11 protein-coding genes are annotated in these 16,558 nt (G+C 72.6%); 8 read left to right on the top strand and 3 right to left on the bottom strand.

What is annotated here, in order from left to right:
- Positions 1-31: 31 nt before the first annotated feature.
- Positions 32-976: an NAD-dependent epimerase/dehydratase family protein gene (locus FH610_RS04850; RefSeq protein WP_139573035.1), complete on the bottom strand. Its 945-nt coding sequence runs from the start codon at positions 974-976 to the stop codon at positions 32-34.
- The gene (locus FH610_RS04845; protein WP_240808767.1) at positions 973-2,172 is read right to left on the bottom strand and encodes a glycosyltransferase; all 1,200 of its coding nucleotides are present in this window, start codon (positions 2,170-2,172) and stop codon (positions 973-975) included. The genes FH610_RS04850 and FH610_RS04845 overlap by 4 nt, the downstream gene beginning before the upstream one ends.
- 240 nt (positions 2,173-2,412) lie before the next feature.
- On the opposite strand from FH610_RS04845, the gene FH610_RS04840 reads away from it, so the two are divergent.
- The 7 genes from FH610_RS04840 (at position 2,413) to FH610_RS04810 (ending at position 11,523) form a co-directional block, all read left to right on the top strand.
- Positions 2,413-4,671 (top strand): hypothetical protein, encoded by a 2,259-nt coding sequence (locus FH610_RS04840; protein ID WP_139573034.1) that lies wholly within the window; start codon positions 2,413-2,415, stop codon positions 4,669-4,671.
- Between the two features lie 142 nt (positions 4,672-4,813).
- Positions 4,814-5,545, top strand: a complete 732-nt coding sequence (locus tag FH610_RS04835; protein WP_152313693.1) for a class I SAM-dependent methyltransferase — start codon at positions 4,814-4,816, stop codon at positions 5,543-5,545.
- Between the two features lie 37 nt (positions 5,546-5,582).
- Positions 5,583-6,686: a glycosyltransferase gene (locus tag FH610_RS04830; RefSeq protein ID WP_161627914.1), complete on the top strand. Its 1,104-nt coding sequence runs from the start codon at positions 5,583-5,585 to the stop codon at positions 6,684-6,686.
- On the top strand, positions 6,665-7,945 hold the full coding sequence (locus tag FH610_RS04825) for a hypothetical protein (RefSeq protein WP_161627913.1): 1,281 nt from the start codon (positions 6,665-6,667) through the stop codon (positions 7,943-7,945). Before FH610_RS04830 ends, FH610_RS04825 begins: the two co-directional genes overlap by 22 nt.
- A gap of 9 nt (positions 7,946-7,954) precedes the next feature.
- A complete protein-coding gene (locus FH610_RS04820) occupies positions 7,955-9,094 on the top strand; it encodes a glycosyltransferase (protein WP_139573030.1) in 1,140 nt (379 codons plus the stop codon).
- A 3-nt stretch (positions 9,095-9,097) separates the two neighbouring features.
- On the top strand, positions 9,098-10,390 hold the full coding sequence (locus FH610_RS04815; RefSeq protein WP_139573029.1) for a lipopolysaccharide biosynthesis protein: 1,293 nt from the start codon (positions 9,098-9,100) through the stop codon (positions 10,388-10,390).
- Between the two features lie 53 nt (positions 10,391-10,443).
- Positions 10,444-11,523 carry a glycosyltransferase family 4 protein gene (locus FH610_RS04810; protein WP_139573028.1) on the top strand — a complete coding sequence of 360 codons (1,080 nt, stop codon included), beginning with the start codon at positions 10,444-10,446 and terminating at the stop codon, positions 11,521-11,523.
- On the opposite strand, the gene FH610_RS04805 is transcribed toward FH610_RS04810, so the two are convergent.
- Positions 11,515-14,814: a DUF4082 domain-containing protein gene (locus FH610_RS04805; protein ID WP_240808766.1), complete on the bottom strand. Its 3,300-nt coding sequence runs from the start codon at positions 14,812-14,814 to the stop codon at positions 11,515-11,517. The genes FH610_RS04810 and FH610_RS04805 overlap by 9 nt on opposite strands.
- A 423-nt stretch (positions 14,815-15,237) precedes the next feature.
- Between FH610_RS04805 and FH610_RS04800 the strand changes: the two genes are divergently transcribed.
- A complete protein-coding gene (locus tag FH610_RS04800) occupies positions 15,238-16,425 on the top strand; it encodes a hypothetical protein (protein WP_205825555.1) in 1,188 nt (395 codons plus the stop codon).
- Positions 16,426-16,558: the final 133 nt, after the last annotated feature.

The raw sequence follows: 16,558 nt of genomic DNA, 5'->3' as shown, positions 1-16,558 counted from the left end.
GCAATAGGACTTCGTGCGCAAAGGTGGTATGTCAGGCACCCCAGGCGCCGGACGTCTTCTCGAACCAGGTCACGGTGAGGCGCAGGCCCTCCTCCAGCGGCACCGGCCGGACGCCGGGGAACCGGTCGAGCAGCAGGCGGGCCGACGCCTGCGACTCGCGGATGTCGCCCGCGCGGGGCGGCAGGAACTCCGCCTCGACCGGCCGGCCGAGTACGGCGGCCAGGGCGTCCTTGAGGTGGAGCAGGGACACGCGGGTGCCGAAGGCCAGGTTCACCGGCGTGTCGCCGGTGACCCGGCGGACGGCGGCGTCGGTGATGACGTCCACCACCGAGCCCACGTAGGTGAAGTCGCGCGCCTGCCGCCCGTCGCCGTTGATCGGGACCGGCCGGCCCGCCAGCGCGGCGCTGACGAACGCCGGGATCACCGCGGCGTAGGCGTGCCCGGCCGGCTGGAGCGGGCCGTACACGTTGAAGAAGCGGAACGGCAGCACCGGCAGGCCGTAGCTGGCGGCGTACGCCAGCGCGTACGCCTCGGTGGCGAGCTTGCTGGCGCCGTACGGGCTCAATGGCCGGGTCGGCAGGTCCTCGTGCTTGCACGCCTCGTCGCTGTCGCCGTACACCGAGGAGGACGACGCCAGGATCACGTGCGGGCGGGTGGCCCGGCACGCCTCCAGGACGTGCAGCGTCCCCGTCGCGTTGACGGCGTGCGAGGCGAGCGGGTCCTTCACCGACCGGGGCACCGAGGGCCGCGCGGCGAGGTGGATCACGTGCGTCGCGCCGGGCACGAGCTCGGCCAGCAGGTCCCGGTCGAGGATGCTGCCGGTCACGAGGTCGGCCCCGACGTCGGCGAGGTTGGCGGCGTCCCCGCTGCTCAGGTCGTCCAGCACGGTGACGCTCTCGACCTCGGGCCGGGTGGTCAGCGCCCGGCAGAGGTTGGCGCCGATGAACCCGGCGCCTCCGGTGACGAGGACTCTCATGCGATGCTCCTTGGGAACGACGGGCGGGACGCGGCGTACAGCGACCGGTAGAGCGCCTCGGTGTCGGCCACCAGGCGCTCGACCGCGAAGGACTCCGTCGTCCAGCGGCGGGCGGACTCGCCCATGCGGCAGGCGAGCACCGGGTCGGTCAGCAGCCGGAAGACGTGCTCGGCCAGTTCGCCCGCGTCCGGGGCCGCCAGCAGGCCGGTGACCCCGTGCCGGACGACCTCCTCGACGCTGCCCACGCGGGTGGCGACGACGGGAGTGCCCGCCATGCCGGCCTCGATCAACGTCAGTGGCGTGCCCTCGTTGTCGGAGGTGAGCAGGACGACGTCGGCCGCCGCGTAGACGGCCTCGACGTCCGCCCGCCACCCCAGCAGATGGAAGGCGCCCGGCGTGGCGGATGCGGCCCGCTCCACCTCGTCCGTGAGCTCGCCGCCGCCGCAGACGACGAACCGGCAGGCGGGCAGGCGGGAGAGCACGGCCCGCGCCACCGCGAGGAACCGGTCGGGCCGCTTCACCCCGGTCAGCCGGCCGACGAAGGCGACGACCGGCGCGTCCTGGGGAAGGCCCAGCTCCGCGCGGGCGGCCTCCCGGCCGGGCACCCGGCCCAGCCGTACGCCCGGCGGGATCACGACGTACTGCCCGGGCCGGCCGATCCCGGCCGCGAGCAGGTCGTCGCGCACGTTGGCGCCCACCGTCACCAGCCGGTCGGTCATGGCGGCCAGCCGCCGCTCCGTCCATACGTAGAGGCGACGCTTGGCCGGCGAGAAGTAGCCGTCCAGCAGGTGGCCGTGGAAGACGTGCACCCGAGCAGAACCGACCCGGGCGAGGCGCGCGGCCACCCGGCCGAGCGCGCCCGCCTTGGCCGTCCGGGTGTGCACGATGTGCGGCCGGAAGGCCCGCATCTCGGCGGCCAGTCGCAGCAGCGCGCGGCAGTCGTCGCCCGGCCGGATCGAGCGGCCGAGGCCGGGGACGCGGTGCACCCGCGCCGCCGTCTCCCTGAGCCGGTCGCCCTCGGCCTCCTCGACCTGCCCGGTGTAGAGGCGGTGGTCGAACTCCTCGGTGTTCAGCCGTTCGTACAGCCCCAGGATCTGGGTCGCCGGGCCGCCGATGTTCATGCGCGCGATGATTTCCATGACCCGAATTCGGCCGACCGGTCTCATCACGGGCTCCTCGGTGATGAGCCTGTTCACGACGGAGAAGCTAACCCGCGATTTGAGCTTTTCGCCGACACCGTCACGGCGGCGGCGAAGCCTTTTCGCATTCCCTACCGAGGCATGATCGAGGACCTCCGGAGCCCGTCCCGAGGCGCTTCGACGGAAAAGTAAAGCGACGGTCCGAACCGGGAGCCCGTACAAAAGAGTGGCAAGGAGTCCACCGGCCGCCCGCGCCGCGGCCACGGCATCGCGCCCGCGCTCGTCAGGCTTGCCCCCATGGCCAAGACAGCGCTCGCCACACTGCCGCCACGGGCGGGGGACACCGCCCCTGTCCGCGAGCGCGACGGGAGGCCGGGCCGTCTCGGCAGATGGCTGCCGGCGGCGACGGCGACCGCGTTCACGGCAGGCGTGGCGATGTTCTACGGAGTGTCCACGCGGGACCTGCTCGTCTTCGCGGCCTACCTCGCCGCCTGCGTGGCGTTGCCGGGGACGCTGCTGGTGCGTGCCCTGTATCGGGGCCGCCGCACCCTGGCCGAGGAGATCGCGCTGGGCGTCGCGCTCGGCTACGTCGCCGAGGTCGTCGTCTACGCCGCCGCCCGGGCCGCCGGGGCGCCGCTGCTCGTCCTGGCGTGGCCGGCCGCCACCTACGCGGCCGTCGCCGCGTCGGCGCGGCTGCGCCGGCGCGTGTCACGCGCGCCGAGGACACGGGCGCCGCTGTGGTGGTCGTGGGCCCTGTCGCTGGCCGTCGTGGTCCTGGTCGCCTGGAGCGCGGTCACCTTCTACCGGCAGGCGGCGCTCACCTGGCCGCTCATGGCGGCCGCCAACGTCGACCTGCCGTACCACCTGGCGCTGATCGGCGAGCTGAAGCACCACATGCCGCCCACCGTGCCCATGGTCGCTGGAGAGCCGCTGCTCTACCACTGGTTCGTGTACGCGCACTTCGCGGCGGCGAGCTGGGTGACCGGAATCGAGCCGGTGGTGCTGCTGTTCCGCCTCGGCATGCTTCCCGTGCTCGCCGCGCTCGTCGTCCTGCTCACGATGATCGCGCGACGCGTCACCGGTTCCCGGGCGGGCGCGCTCGCCGCCGTCGCGGGCACGTTCTTCGTCGCGGCCCCGAGCCTGTACCTGGGTGCGTCCACAGGGGTGTTCACCTGGCGGGTCCTGTCGTGGACGAGCCCGTCGCAGACGTTCGGGGCGCTGCTGTTCGCGCCCGTCGTCCTGCTGGTGGCCGATCTTCTGGAACGCCGCGGCGGCGCCGGCCGGTGGGTCCTGCTGGGCGCCTTCCTCGTCGGAGTCATGGGCGCCAAGGCCACGCAACTGCCGCTGCTCGCCGCCGGGCTGGCGGCGGTGGGCGCGGTGGAGGCGGTCAGGCGGCGCCGCCTTCCCCCGGCGCTGCTCGGCGCGGCGGCGATGACCGGGGCGTGCCTCCTCTACGCGCAGTTCGTGCTGTTCGGCGGCGCGCGCAACGGGATGGTCGTGGATCCGCTCTCGCTCATGCGCTTCACCTGGGGAGAGCTGACCGGCCGGCCGGGGAGCGGCACGGCGCCGCTCGGGGGCGCGCTTCTCTACGCGCTGTGCTGGACGGCCGTCTGGTTCGGGGCCGCCGGGCTGGTGCGCCGGTCGCGGGCGCCGATGGGCCCGGGGCCGCTGCTGTTGACCGGCATGGGGGTGTCGGGCCTGGGGGCGGTGGTCGTGTTCGGGCACTGCCAGATGAGCCAGATCTACTTCCTGGCGGGGGCGATCCCCTACCTGGCGATCGTCGCGGTCCGCGGGCTGTCCGAGGTGCGGCGCCGGGCGAGGCTCACGAAGACGGCGGCGGCGGTGGCCGTCGGCACCGGGGTGCTGGTGGAGGTCGTGCTCCGGGTCGTCTTCGGTGTCGTGGTCCCGCTGGAGCCCGGCCGTCCGGAGGTCCTCCTCTTCCGGCCGTACGTCGCGCTGGCGGTCGCCGTCGCGTCGGCCGCCCTCGTGCTCCTCGTCAGGGGATGGGGCCGCGCGCGGGTCTGGGCCTTCGTCGTCTTCATGGTCAGCGCCGTCGGCCTGCCCGGCGCGTGGATCGCGAGGGCCGTCCCGTACGGCGGGGGCGCGGGCGCCGCCGCTCACCGGGCCGGGGCCTCCGCCGAGGCGGTGCCCGCCGGGACCATGGCGGCGGCGCGGTGGCTGCGGGCGCACTCGGACCCCGGCGACCTGGTCGCCACGAACGCCCACTGCCGGTGGGGATATCGGAACCCCTGCGACAGCCGCCATCTCTGGCTGGCCGCGCTGGCCGAACGACGGGTGCTGGTCGAGGGCTGGACGTACACCTCGTCGAACATGGCGCGCTGGCGTCCCGGCCTGCCGGTGCAGAGCATCCCGTTCTGGGATCGCGAGCGGCTGCGGGACAACGACGCCGCGTTCCTCACTCCCTCTCCGGCCGCGAGCAGGCACCTGCGCGACCGTTACGGCGTGCGCTGGCTCGTCTTCGAGCGGCTGGGCGGAAATCCGGGCGGCGCCCCCGCATATCGCGCGGGCGATTACACGATCTACCGTGTCGGGTGAATTCCCGGACACCGCCGCTCGCTTGTTTTCCCGAGATATTCCGGTGGCGTTCCGGCTCTCGAATAAAGCGCCCGCGTATCCTTCGATCATGAATATTCGCGTCGTCGCCAGAAATGCCGCCCGCCCCGCTTATCTCCCCGTGATGACGCGGAAAATATGGTCTCGGCTGAGCCATGGACACGACCGGGAGAGGAAGGCCGCGCGCGCCTGGGCCGCGAAACACGCGCAGGACATGGACGCCTGGGGCAACGGCGTCGACCCGGTCCTGTGGCGGGAGGGCAAGGAGTTCGCCGAGTCCCTCGCGGACCTCGCCCGGCCGCGCATGGAGGCGCTCGCCGCGGCGGGGGTGCACCTGGGCGGCGCGGGCGGCATGGAGTTGCTCTACCTGCTGACCAGGGTCGTCCGGCCCGCGCTCGCCCTGGAGACGGGGGTGGCGGCCGGCTGGTCCACCGCGGCGATGCTCGCCGCGATGCGGGTCAACGGAGCCGGCCGATTGATGTCCAGCGATTTCCCGTTCTTCCGGCTTGCCAACCCGGAGCGTTTTATCGGATATGTCGTGCCGAACGACCTGAAAAGCCGATGGACCTTGCGGATAAAGGGCGACCGTCGCAATCTCGAGGATTTCCTGTCCCCGGACACGATGGTCGATCTCGTCCACTACGACTCGGACAAGACCAGGCACGGGCGGGAATTCTTCATCCGGCGGGTGCGGTCCCACCTGACCGGCAGGCACGTGCTCGTGATGGACGACATCCAGGACAACCTGGTCTTCCGGGAGTACGCCGAGCGGCAGCCGCTCTTCCGCGTCTTCGCCTACGAGGGCAAGTACATCGGCGTCACGGGCTCGGGGCTGCGGGCCGTCGAGCGCCGCTAGCACCCCGATGGAACGCCTTTCGAGGGGATCGAGCGCGATGCGCGGTGTCCATGTCTGTGAAGTGATCAAGACGCTCGACGTCGGAGGCGCGGAGGTGCTCCTCGTGGAGCGGTTGCTGGCCGCCTCGAGGCAGGCGCACCGCTACACGGTCGTGTGCCTGAGCGCCTCCACCTCCGAGCTGACCGGGCGGCTCAGGTCGGCGGGGATCGAGGTCGTCGACCTCACCGCCCGCCCACGGCCGCTGCGGCTCGCGCGCCTGCTCCACGAGGTCAGGCGCCTTCGGCCGGACGTCGTCAACCTGCACTCGCCGCTGCCGGGGGCGCTGCTGCGGCCGGTGTCCCGGTTGTGGCGGCCCCGGCCGGTCCTGGTCTCGACGGTGCACAACGTGCGCTACCGACCGGTGACCATGCTGCTCGACCGGCTGACCGGATGGCTGGACAGCCGGACCGTGGCGGTCTCGCCCCAGGTCGCCAGGGCGCGTACCGGCAGGCGCGGTCGCGCCCCGGCCACCTGCGTGCACGGGGTGCGCGTGGCGGAGCAGCGGAACAGGGCCGCGCTGGCCGCCGTCACCCGTCGGAAGTGGGGTGTCCCCGACGACGCCTTCCTCGTCGTGAACGTCGCCAACTTCCGGCCGCAGAAGAACCACGGGCTGCTGGTCGACGCCGCCGCCAGGGTCGTCGCGGCCGAGCCGCGCGCCGTGTTCCTGCTCGCCGGGTCGGGCCCGGAACTGGAGCCGACGGGCCGCCGCATCGCGGCGCTCGGGCTCGACGCCGCGGTCCGGATCGCCGGCCACGTGTCCGACGCGGCCGGGCTGATCGCCGCCGCCGACCTGCTCGTCCTCAGCTCCTCCTGGGAGGGGCTGCCGGTCGTCGTCATGGAGGCCCTGGCCGCCGGGGTCCCCGTGGTCTCCACCGCCGTCGGGGGCGTGCCCGACCTGATCGAGACCGGGCGCAACGGCATCCTCACCCCGCCGGGCAGCGCGGACGCGCTCGCCGAGGGCATCCTGCGGGCGATGCGGCCCGGCACGCTGGCCCGGCTCAGGGCGGGCGCCCGGGAGAGCGCCGACCTGGTGGACATCAGGCGGGCCGCGGAGTGGTTCGACGCGCTGTACGCCGAGGCGTGTCCGAGGGACGCGAGGTGACGCCGGTGGAGTACATCGTCGTCATCGCCGCCGCGGTGCTGCTCGTCGTCGTCGTGCACGCCGGCCTCAAGCCGCAGGTGGCCTGGCGGGCGCTCCCCGTGCTGCTTGCCGCCTTCGCCCTGCGGCTGGCCGTCCACGTCCTGCTGATGCGGTCGGGCCTCGGATACGGCGGTGACAACTACTCCTACGAGGCGAGAGCGCTCGGCATCGTCGAGCTGTGGCACCGGAACGGCGTGCACTACGTCACCTCCGACGAACTGGGCTCGGTCTACGGTGTGGCGGTCCCGTGCCACGTCTTCGCGCTGATCATGTACCTGTGCGGCGGGAAGGCGCCCCTGGCCTGCACCGCGGTCGTGGCGTTGCTCGGCTGCGCGCTGTGCGTCGTCCTGTACAGGTTCGCCCGGCTCCTCGGCGCCGACGAGCGGGCGGCGTTCCGGCTCCTCGTGCTCACGGCGTTCCTGCCGGGGTTCCTGCTGCACACCTCCGACATGTTCAAGGACGGCTTCAACGCGTTCCTCGTGGTGGCGTGCCTGGGCCTCGCCGTGTCCAACCTGCGGCGCTTCGACCCGCTCAAGGTCGTCGCGCTCGGCCCGCTGCTCTGGGCGCTGTGGAACGTGCGCCCCTACATGGTGTTCATGTGCAGCCTGCCGCTGCTCGCCGGGGTCTTCCGGGTCAGACGCGCGCTGTCGGGCCGGAGCCTCGTCGTCTTCGCCGTCGTGCTGATCCCGGTCCTCGTCCTGCTGCAGGGCGTCGACCAGAGCGACGGGCCGCTCGGCACGATGCAGGCGCAACTCGACCGCGGGCAGTCGCAGCACACCCGGCTGGCGAACGCCGAGGGCGGGTCGGGCGTCGTCTTCGACGACGGCGGCAACGCGTGGAGCGACCTGGGACCGAAGCTCGCCTACACGCTGCTGTCGCCCTTCCCGTGGGCGAGCGGGAGCATGGCGCTCCAGCTCGGCAAGATCGACACGCTGATCTGGTACTGGCTGCTCTTCTGCGCCGTCCAGGGCGCGCGCCGCCTGTGGCGCCACGACCGCAGGACGCTCCTGATCCTGCTGCTGTTCCTGGTCCCCGCCTCCATCGCGTACGCGACGACCATGTCGAACATCGGCCTGATGTTCCGGCAGCGCATCCCGATCGTGATGGTGACGAGCCTGCTGTCGGCGATCGCGTGGACCAGGACGCCGACCTACGGCGGGCCACCGGAGGAGCGCGCCGCCGATCCCGAAGCCTCCGGCTCACTCGTACGCGGAACGTGAGGTCGTCCGATGCCACCGACAGACGAAGGCAAAGTGCGGCGCGTCGTGCTCTTCATCGGGCACCTCGGCCTCGGAGGCGCCCAGCGGCAACTGTGCCTGCTCGCGGAGCGGCTGCGGGACAGGGGAGTAGAGGTCCACGTGTTCGTCATGTCCAGGGGCGGCCCGCACGCCGAGGACCTGCGCGCGGCCGGGATCGACGTGCACCGCCTGGGCTTCTCCCGCAATCCGAGGGGCGTCGTCCCGCCGCCCGGCAACGTGCGGGCGTTCGCCCGCCTGGTCGGGCTGCTGCGGGACCTCCGTCCCGAGGTCCTGCACGGCTACCTGTGGGAGTGCTACCTCCTGGGGACTCCCGCGGCCCGGCTGGCGCGGGTGCCTGTGGTCGTCACCGCCCGGCGCACCCAGGGCTACCTGCGGCCGAAGAAGCCGTGGACGGCGGCGATCGAGCGGGTGGTGAACCGGATGACCGACCACATCGTGGCCAACTCGGCGGTGATCGCCCAGGGCACGCGCGAGGTCGAGGCCGTTGCGGGCCGCAAGGTGAGTGTGATCTACAACGGGCTTCCGCCCTCGGCCTTCGATCGGGCCGCGCCCGAGCCCGTCGACACCGCGCTGCCCGTGGTCCTGTGCGTGGCCCGCCTGAGCGAGAACAAGGGGCAGCGTTTCCTCGTCGAGGCCGCCGCGCTCCTCGCCCGCCGGGGCCGCCCCTGCACGTTCGTGCTCGCCGGGGACGGCCCGGAGCGCGAGCGGCTCGAGCGGCAGGCCGCCGAGGCGGGGGTCGACGTCCGATTCCTCGGTTTCCGCCAGGACACCGCGGGACTGCTGGCCCGCGCCGACGTGGTGGCCCTGCCCTCGACGGCGGAGGGCCTGAGCAACGCGGTCATGGAGGCGATGGCGGCGGGCAGGCCGATCGTCGCCACCGAGGTCGGAGGCACCCCCGAGCTGCTGCGGGACCGGGGCGTCCTGGTGCCCTCCCGGGCGCCGCGCGCCCTGGCGGACGGCATCGCCCGGCTGGTCGACGACCCGGTGCTCGCGGCCTCGCTGGGCGCGTCGGCCCGCGCCTGGGCGTGGAAGAACCTCGACATCGAGACCGTGGCCGACGAACACCTCGACCTGTACCAGCGGCTGCTCACGGCTCGCCGGCGGAGCTAGGACGTGCGGAGTTTCCTGCAGACCATGGCCAGCCAGGCGTTCCCGCTGGCCATGGCCGCCGTGGCGGGCGTCTTCCTCGCCCGCGGCCTGCAGCCTGAGGGGCGGGGCGTCTACGCGACCGTCACCACGACCGCGGGGATCGCCACGGTCGTGGGCCACCTGTCGGTCGGGAGGTCGCAGACGGCGCTGTGGCCGGTCCTCGACCGCCATCGGACTCTCGTCGGCAACGCCATGGTCCTCGGGCTGGTCCTCGGTGCCGCCGCCGGGGCGGCGACCTTCTGCGTGGTGACCGTCATGGGTCTGCCGGTCGCCCCCCAGCTCATGGTCATGGCCCTGCTCGCCGTGCCGTTCGGTGTCGCGGCGCTCAACCTGAAGGGCGTCCTGCTGCTCCAGTCCCGGGTCGGCCTGGCCAACAGGGCCACCGTGCTGTCCGCCGTGGTGCTGTACGTCCCGATCCTGCTGCTCGCGGTCACGGGGACGCTCACGCTGACGGCGGTGGTCGCCTGCTGGGCCGTCTCCACGATCCTCCCCTTCGCGTTGTACGTCCGGCCGCTCGGGCTGCCGGCGCGAGGGGAGGCGGCGCTCGCCCGCCGCCAGCTCGCGCTGTCGGGCCGCTACCACCTGGGCGCGGTCGCGTTTCATCTCCTGCTCACCGTCGACGTGCTGCTCCTGAACGTCTGGGTGACGCCGGCCGAGGTGGGCCTGTATACCGTCGCGACCTCGTTCCTGTCCCTGTCGAGGGTGCCCACCGACGCGCTGGCGCAGGTCGTGGTCGCCCGCCAGGCGGTCAGGGACGAGGCCGAGGCCCGGGCCGTCACGGCCCGGACCGTCCGGCTCAACCTCATGCTCGGGTCGGCCGTCGTCTGCTCGCTGGCGTGCGTCTCGCCCCTGCTGATCCCCACCCTGTACGGCGCGGCGTTCTCGGGGAGCCTCACGCCGCTGCTCGCCCTCGCCCCGGGCACGGTGGCCTGGTCTCTGCTGCGGCCGGTGGAGCAGTACCTGGTGCGGCTGGGCCGTCCGATGACGATGACCGCCGTCGCCGTGTGCGCCCTCGCGGCGAACGTCGCGCTGAACACCGTGCTCATACCGCTGTGGGGAGCGGCCGGGGCGGCCCTCGCCTCGACCCTGAGCTACGGCGCCATGGCCGCGGTGGAGGTCGGGTGGTTCGCCAGGGTCGCCGGACTCGGCGCGGGGGATCTGCTGCCGCGCGCCGCCGATGTGCGGTGGGTCGCGGCCTCGCTGCGCGGGCGCGGGCGTGCGGCCCGCGATCCGGTGAGCGCGCGCGGATCCGCGTAGGAGCCGACCCGCGCACGCCGAGGGCGGGCGCGGAATCCATCGGAGAGGATGACGTGAGGATTCTCCATATCTCATACCGGATGCCTCCGGAGCCGGGAGGCAAGGAACGCCACACCGCGCGTGTCGCCCAGGAGCAGGCGCTCCGGGGGCACCGGGTGCTGGTGGCCCTCCGGCACGGAGGGGTCCCACCGGGCGTCGCGGCGGTGACGCCGGCGCGTAGCCGCGTGACCCGCGCCGTCGCCAGAAGGTCGGACCCCCTCGCGTTCGCCATGGACTGCGCCCGCGCGCTCCCGCGCCTGGGGCCGCTGGACGTCGTGCACCTGCACGGGGACCACCGTGAGGCGCTCTTCCTCGGCCCGGTCGCCCGGAGGCTGGGGGTGCCGCTGCTGGTCACCGTGCACGGCGCGCTGGCGATGCGGCATCGGGCGATCATGCCGTGGGCCTTCCGCCACGTCGCCGGGTTCACCGCGCTGGGCACCCGGCCCACAGCCGACCTGCGCAGAGCCGGCGTGCCGGCGCACGCGATCCTCACGATCTCCAGCGGGGTGGACCTGCCCCGGCTCGAGGCGTTCCGGTCGCGGGCCACCCCGGAGCCCGGACTGATCGTCAGCGTGGGCAGCCTCGTCCCGGTGAAGAACCACGCCCTGACGATCGAGGCGTTCCGCCGGCTGCGGGCCGCACGGCCCGGGGTGCGCCTCGTCATCGTCGGCGAGGGACCCGAGCGCGCCCGCCTCGAGCGTCTCGCAGGCCCGGAACCGGGCGTGGAGTTCACCGGGCATCTTCCGGGCGACGAGGTCTACGCGCTGGTGAGCCGGGCGCAGGTGTTCGTGCTCTCCTCACGCAGGCTCTCCTCCCTCGGGGAGGGGGTGCCCACGGCCGCGCTGGAGGCGCTCGCCCTGGGCACCGCGGTCGTCGTCTCCTCCGACGCCACGCTGGACCCGGTGGTGGCCGACCGCGAGGCCTACCGCGTCTTCCGCAGCGGATCGGCCGACGACCTCCTCACCTGCCTGCTCTCGGTGCTGGACGGGGACGAGGCCCGCGCCCGGATGACCGGGCGCGCCAGGGCGGCCGTCGCCGGCCTCGACTGGCCGCTTGTGGCGGCCCGCATCGAGGACTGGTACGGGTCACCGTGATCGGGTGATCGATCGCGGGCGGGCCCTGTGACCTTTCCTGTCCTTCACCGGACCGGAGACCAGATACGGGAGCCTCTCCAGCATCGGCGCCCGCGCGGTGCCGTGCTGCGGCCGGCCGATCCTGCGGGCGAGCGGTGCCGGTGCGTACGGCGCCGCGGGCCGTCGCCCCGGAAGCGAGTGCGGAAGCGAGTGCGGAACCGACTGCGGCCCCGGGTTCCCGTACGCCCGGTCCACTCCGTAGCGCAGGGCCCGGCGGGCGGCGGCCTGTATCTGGGCGGGGTCGAACAGCACGTCCACCCAGTAGTTGGAGGCCCGGTAGGTGGCGGTCGGGAACGTGTTCGTCCCGGCGTAGGTGTAGACGCCGTTGCCCCCGGACGCGGTGCTGGACGGAGCGGTGAGCGGGCCGCGGCTGTACTGGGTGGTGAAATAGTCCCGGTTCAGCGCGTAGAACCCCGTCGGGGTGAAGTACGACGCGATGTAGGTGGTGCCCGGCGTGACGTTCACGGGTGTGGAGAAGAGGGCCTGCTGCCACCCGGACGGCGTCTCGTTGGTGAACGTCACGCTCGCCAGCAGCTGGCCGTCGGTCGTCCACAGGCTGCCGACGTGGACACCCGTGTTCTGGGTGCTCTTGTAGAACCGGATCCCCCGGATGGCGCCCGAGACGGAGGACTGGAACTTGACGCCGAGCGTGACCGCCTTGTTGTCGGGCTGGGCGATGACGTCCGGCGTCGCCGACTCGTCCCACAGCGTGGTCGCCTGCGAGTAGACCACGTCGACCCATGCGTTGCTGGCCCGGTAGGTGCTGGTCGGGAACGTGCTCGTCTTGCTGTAGGTGTAGAGCCCGTTGCCGCCGTCGGCGCCGTCCGCCAGTCCGGTGATGAGGCCGTTGGAGTACTGCGTGACGAAGTAGTCCCGGTTGACGGAGTAGTTCCCGGTGTTGGTGTGATAAGAGGCGACGTAGGTGACGTCGTTGTTCACCGGCACGGGCGTCGAGAAGCTGACCTGCTGCCACCCGCTCGCCGTCTCGTCGGTGAAGGTCGCCTGCGCCAGCAACTGACCGGTGTTGGTCCACAGGCTGCCGACGTGCGTCCCCGTGTTCAGCGGTCCCTTGTAGAACCTGATCCCGGAGATGTAGCCGGGGGTCCGCACGCGGAACCGGACGCCGAGCTCGACGGGCTGCCTGTCGTCCTTGGTGATGGTGGCGGGCACGGTGTCCGGGGACCAGATGGAGCACGGGCATCCCGCGTTGACGGTCGCCGACCTGCTGGCCGGGGTGCGCTGGACGTTGCCGATGTCGTCGACGGCACGGGACTGGATCGTGACCGGGCCCTGGTTGCTGGTCGTCGTCCACGCGTACTGCCAGTTGGTCCGGCCGGTCGCCCGATGCCACGTGGTGCCGCCGTCGACCGACACCTCGACGCCCGCCACGACGCCGCCTCCGGTGTCGGAGGCGGTCCCCGAGATCGTCACGGTGGTGCCGCCCGGCACCGAGGCGCCGCTCGACGGGGTGGTGATCGTCGAGGTCGGGGGAGAGGTGTCGGCCGACGGCGTGGCCGGCACCAGACCCGCCTGCAGGGTGGCCGGCTGCACCCGCATGTCGGCGAGCAGGTTGACGGTCGCCTGCTGCATCCGGATGTCGGTCGGCGTGCCCGGCCGGTCGTGGACGGCGTCCAGCCCCCACGACCACTGGATGGTCCCCGCGCCGAAGACGTACGCGCCGCTCGGGTCGCGGTAGAGGACGAGGCTGTGCGTGGCGACCCCGGCGCCGTACGTCGCGCCGAAGTCGAGCAGGAACTTGTTGGGGCTGGCCAGAGTGGTGCGGGAGAGCAGCACCAGCCCCGCCGGAGCGAAGTCGTTGTCGGGCGCCTCGTCCCACTCGTAGCCGAGCGTCCCGTTGGGGAACGTGGCGACCTGCCCGGGCTGCAGGTTCGCGACCGAGGTGTTGCGCCACAGGCGCATCGGGGCGTACTCCGCCGGAACGGTGATCGCGTTGTTGACGTTGCCGTTGATCATGAAGAGCGTCCCGGTCAGGGCGTTCTCCGGATAACCGCCGTTGGGCGGCTGGGCGAATCGCGGATCCCGCCAGGTCCCGGTCCAGGTGGGACTCGGGTCGATCTTCATGTTGGCGACGGTCTCCTTGTAGCAGACCAGCGTCCGGTTCGGGGTCGCCGAGGGGGCGATGCTGCTTTCCCACCTCGTCTTCCAGAACATCTCGTTGCCGGTGAAAAAGGCGATGCTCACGCCCTTGTTCTTGGCGTTGACGACGTTGTCGCGCATCTCCGACGACCAGTACTCCGCGTGCCCCGAGGAGAAGAACACCTTGTGGTTGAGCAGTTGGGAGCCGCTGGTCACCGTGTCGACGCTGCTGGTGTAGCTCACGTCGTAGCTGTTGGACTCCAGCCATCTGATCATCGGGTATTCGGCGTTGAAGAAATAGGTCTCCGGCCATCCGGCGCGGGTGATGACCGGGCGGTTGTAGCTGACCTTGAAGGCGCGGCCCACGGGCAGGCCCTTGTACAGGCTGTTGCCGCCGTAGGTGTTGTACGCCTGCCAGGTCGCGTCGGAGGTCTGCACGAGGATGTCGGAATTACGCGCGTCGTTCCTGACGACGAAGATGTTCTGGCTGACGCCGCTTGTGCCGTCCGTACGGACGAAGTTCGCGAGGTAGACGCCGGAGACGGCGTCGGCCGGGACGGCCCAGGACGCCGAGACGCTCCAGTTGTCGCAGTCGACCAGTCCCGTCGCCGTGTCGTTGAGGCAGGCCGGCTGCGACTGCGGCAGCGGGACCGAGGGGTTGACGGTGGCGATCTTCCGCGCGCCCAGGCCGCTGTAGTAACCGACCCGGTAGATGTCGATCCGGTAGGAGGTGATCGAGGGGGCGTTCACCTTGAACTGCTGGGTCTGTCCCGCGTTGACGCTCATCTGGGTGGCGTAGCCGGTGATCGTCGGGCTGCCCGCACCGGGCACGTCCCACTCGGAGGGCGGACTGCCCGGCAGGCTGTTCTCGACGCAGATGATCGACCCCGGCGGGCACGTCTGACGGGATGCCCGGCCGTGGCCGAGACGCAGGCGCCGCCAGCCGCCGAGGCGCGGGGCCCGCGTGGGGCCGCTCGTGGTGGCGTCTGTGGTGTGCTGCGGGGAAACCTTGGCGTCGGGCGTGGGCGTGCCCTGCGGCGAGCCGGAGGGGTGCGTGCCTACGATCTTCACATCGCTCTGGCCCAGGTCTTCGGCGGAGTCTTCGGCGGACACCGGCGCCCAGGCTGTGGCGAGCAGGACGGTCGCGGCCGTCATGACGGTGCCGAAGATACGCGCGGTGCGGGGAAATCCTGTTTTCCGGGCAGCGCCGATTGTTTTCCATTCGCCTGGCATGTACAACCTCTGGTTCGCGCGACGGAACGCCTTAAGCTGAGGACGGCTAGCGAAGGATAGCGGTGACCGAATTTCGCCCGGCGACATGCGCAGAAGCGGAGAGTTCCCTGCAGGGCGGATGCCGTTTCGCATTTCGCGCGCTCTGTGCGCGCCGCCGGCGCGGGGCCGGGTAAACCGCCGTCAAAGAGCGGGGCGAGGGATGCGTGTGAAATCGGCGCGCCCCGGCCGTCCGGCGGCCGGAACACCCGCGTGGCGGTTTACCCGGGAAAAGATTCCGCCGGGATTTCGCGCCGGCCCGGGAGTGGGCATCAGAAGCTGGATTTCTCACTGGAAGGACGGGTTCGCGTGAATCCTCGGGAAAGTGGGGCGACGTGGCGGTCGCCCGGCGGGACGGGCGCACTGCGCCGTGCCGTCGCCACGGTGGTCGCCACGGTGGTCGCCGGGGTGGTCGCCGGCGGAGTCATGGCGCTGTCCGCTCCGGCCGGCGCGGGCGTCACGGCGAGCGTGACCGCGTCCGCGACCCTCGGCCACGGCCCGCGAGGGCCGAAGGCGGACACGGAATGCGGTCCCGGGTCCGGGCGTCCGCACGGGTCGGCGAACCGCGGCGCGAAGAAGGCGAAGAAGCGGTCGTGCGCGCCGCGGGGCGCACGCGCGACGGGCGGGCGGGGCGCACGGGGAGGGACCACCGACACGTTCGCCGCGCCGCCCTGGCCGTGGGACGACGAGGCCGGAGAAGGCGTCGCCGCCGCTCCGCCGTCAGCGCCGCCGGGGGCGACGAAGGCCGCCGCGCCGGTGCGGCCGGCCGGCCCCGCGGCAGCCGTACCTCTGGGGGACGACGACGGCGGGCCCCGCGAATCGAGTGGAGTCGCCGGGCCCTTCATGTCCGCGCCGCCCTGGCTGTCCGGAGCCGGCGGGCCTGCCGGTCCGTTCGTGCCGTTCGGCTCGTCCGGCGAGCGGGGAGCCGCGGGCCCGGCCGGGCCGGCGGGGGAGACCGGCGAGCGGGGGCCGCAGGGGCCACCCGGGCCGGAAGGGCAGAGAGGTCCGGAAGGACCGGAGGGAAAGGCCGGACCCGCAGGACCGGAAGGACCCGAGGGAAAGACCGGGCCGGAAGGACCACCCGGGCCCGCGGGTCCCGCAGGACCTCAGGGACCGGCCGGACCGGCGGGACAGGCCGGGCCGCCCGGCCCCGCGGGGCCCGCCGGCCCCACGACGAGCGTGGACTCGAGCTCGTTCGTCGGCAATCCAGGCTCGCTCCTGACGTTCCTCGGCCGCGTCCCCGGTGACGGCAGGACCCTGGTCCGGGATCCCCGTACGAACACCTGGTACGACCTGTCCCACGTCGCGGGCTACCCCGGCGGCGTGCTGGCCGTCTCGGTGGACGCCGAGCTCGCGGGCACGGGCAACGACCTGTACGTGACCGTGGCCGCCGCGGATCGGGTGGCGCAGACCCGGTGCACGGTCTTCCCGGCGCCGGGCACCGGCGGTGTCCCCGCCTGGCCGGGCAACTGCCGTCCGTTCACCGTCCTGTCCTGACCGTCCGGGGCCGGGCGGCGCTCCCGCTCGGCCCGTCGGAACGTCGAGGGCGGAAAAGGCGATTCGCTTATCTGGAAATGCGATGAAAGGCGAGGCGGACGCAGCAAAGGGAGCGCACCGTATGGAAACTCCG

The organism is Microbispora catharanthi (assembly GCF_006334915.2).
Lineage (GTDB): Bacteria > Actinomycetota > Actinomycetes > Streptosporangiales > Streptosporangiaceae > Microbispora > Microbispora catharanthi.
This window is presented reverse-complemented; position numbering and strand designations above follow the sequence as displayed.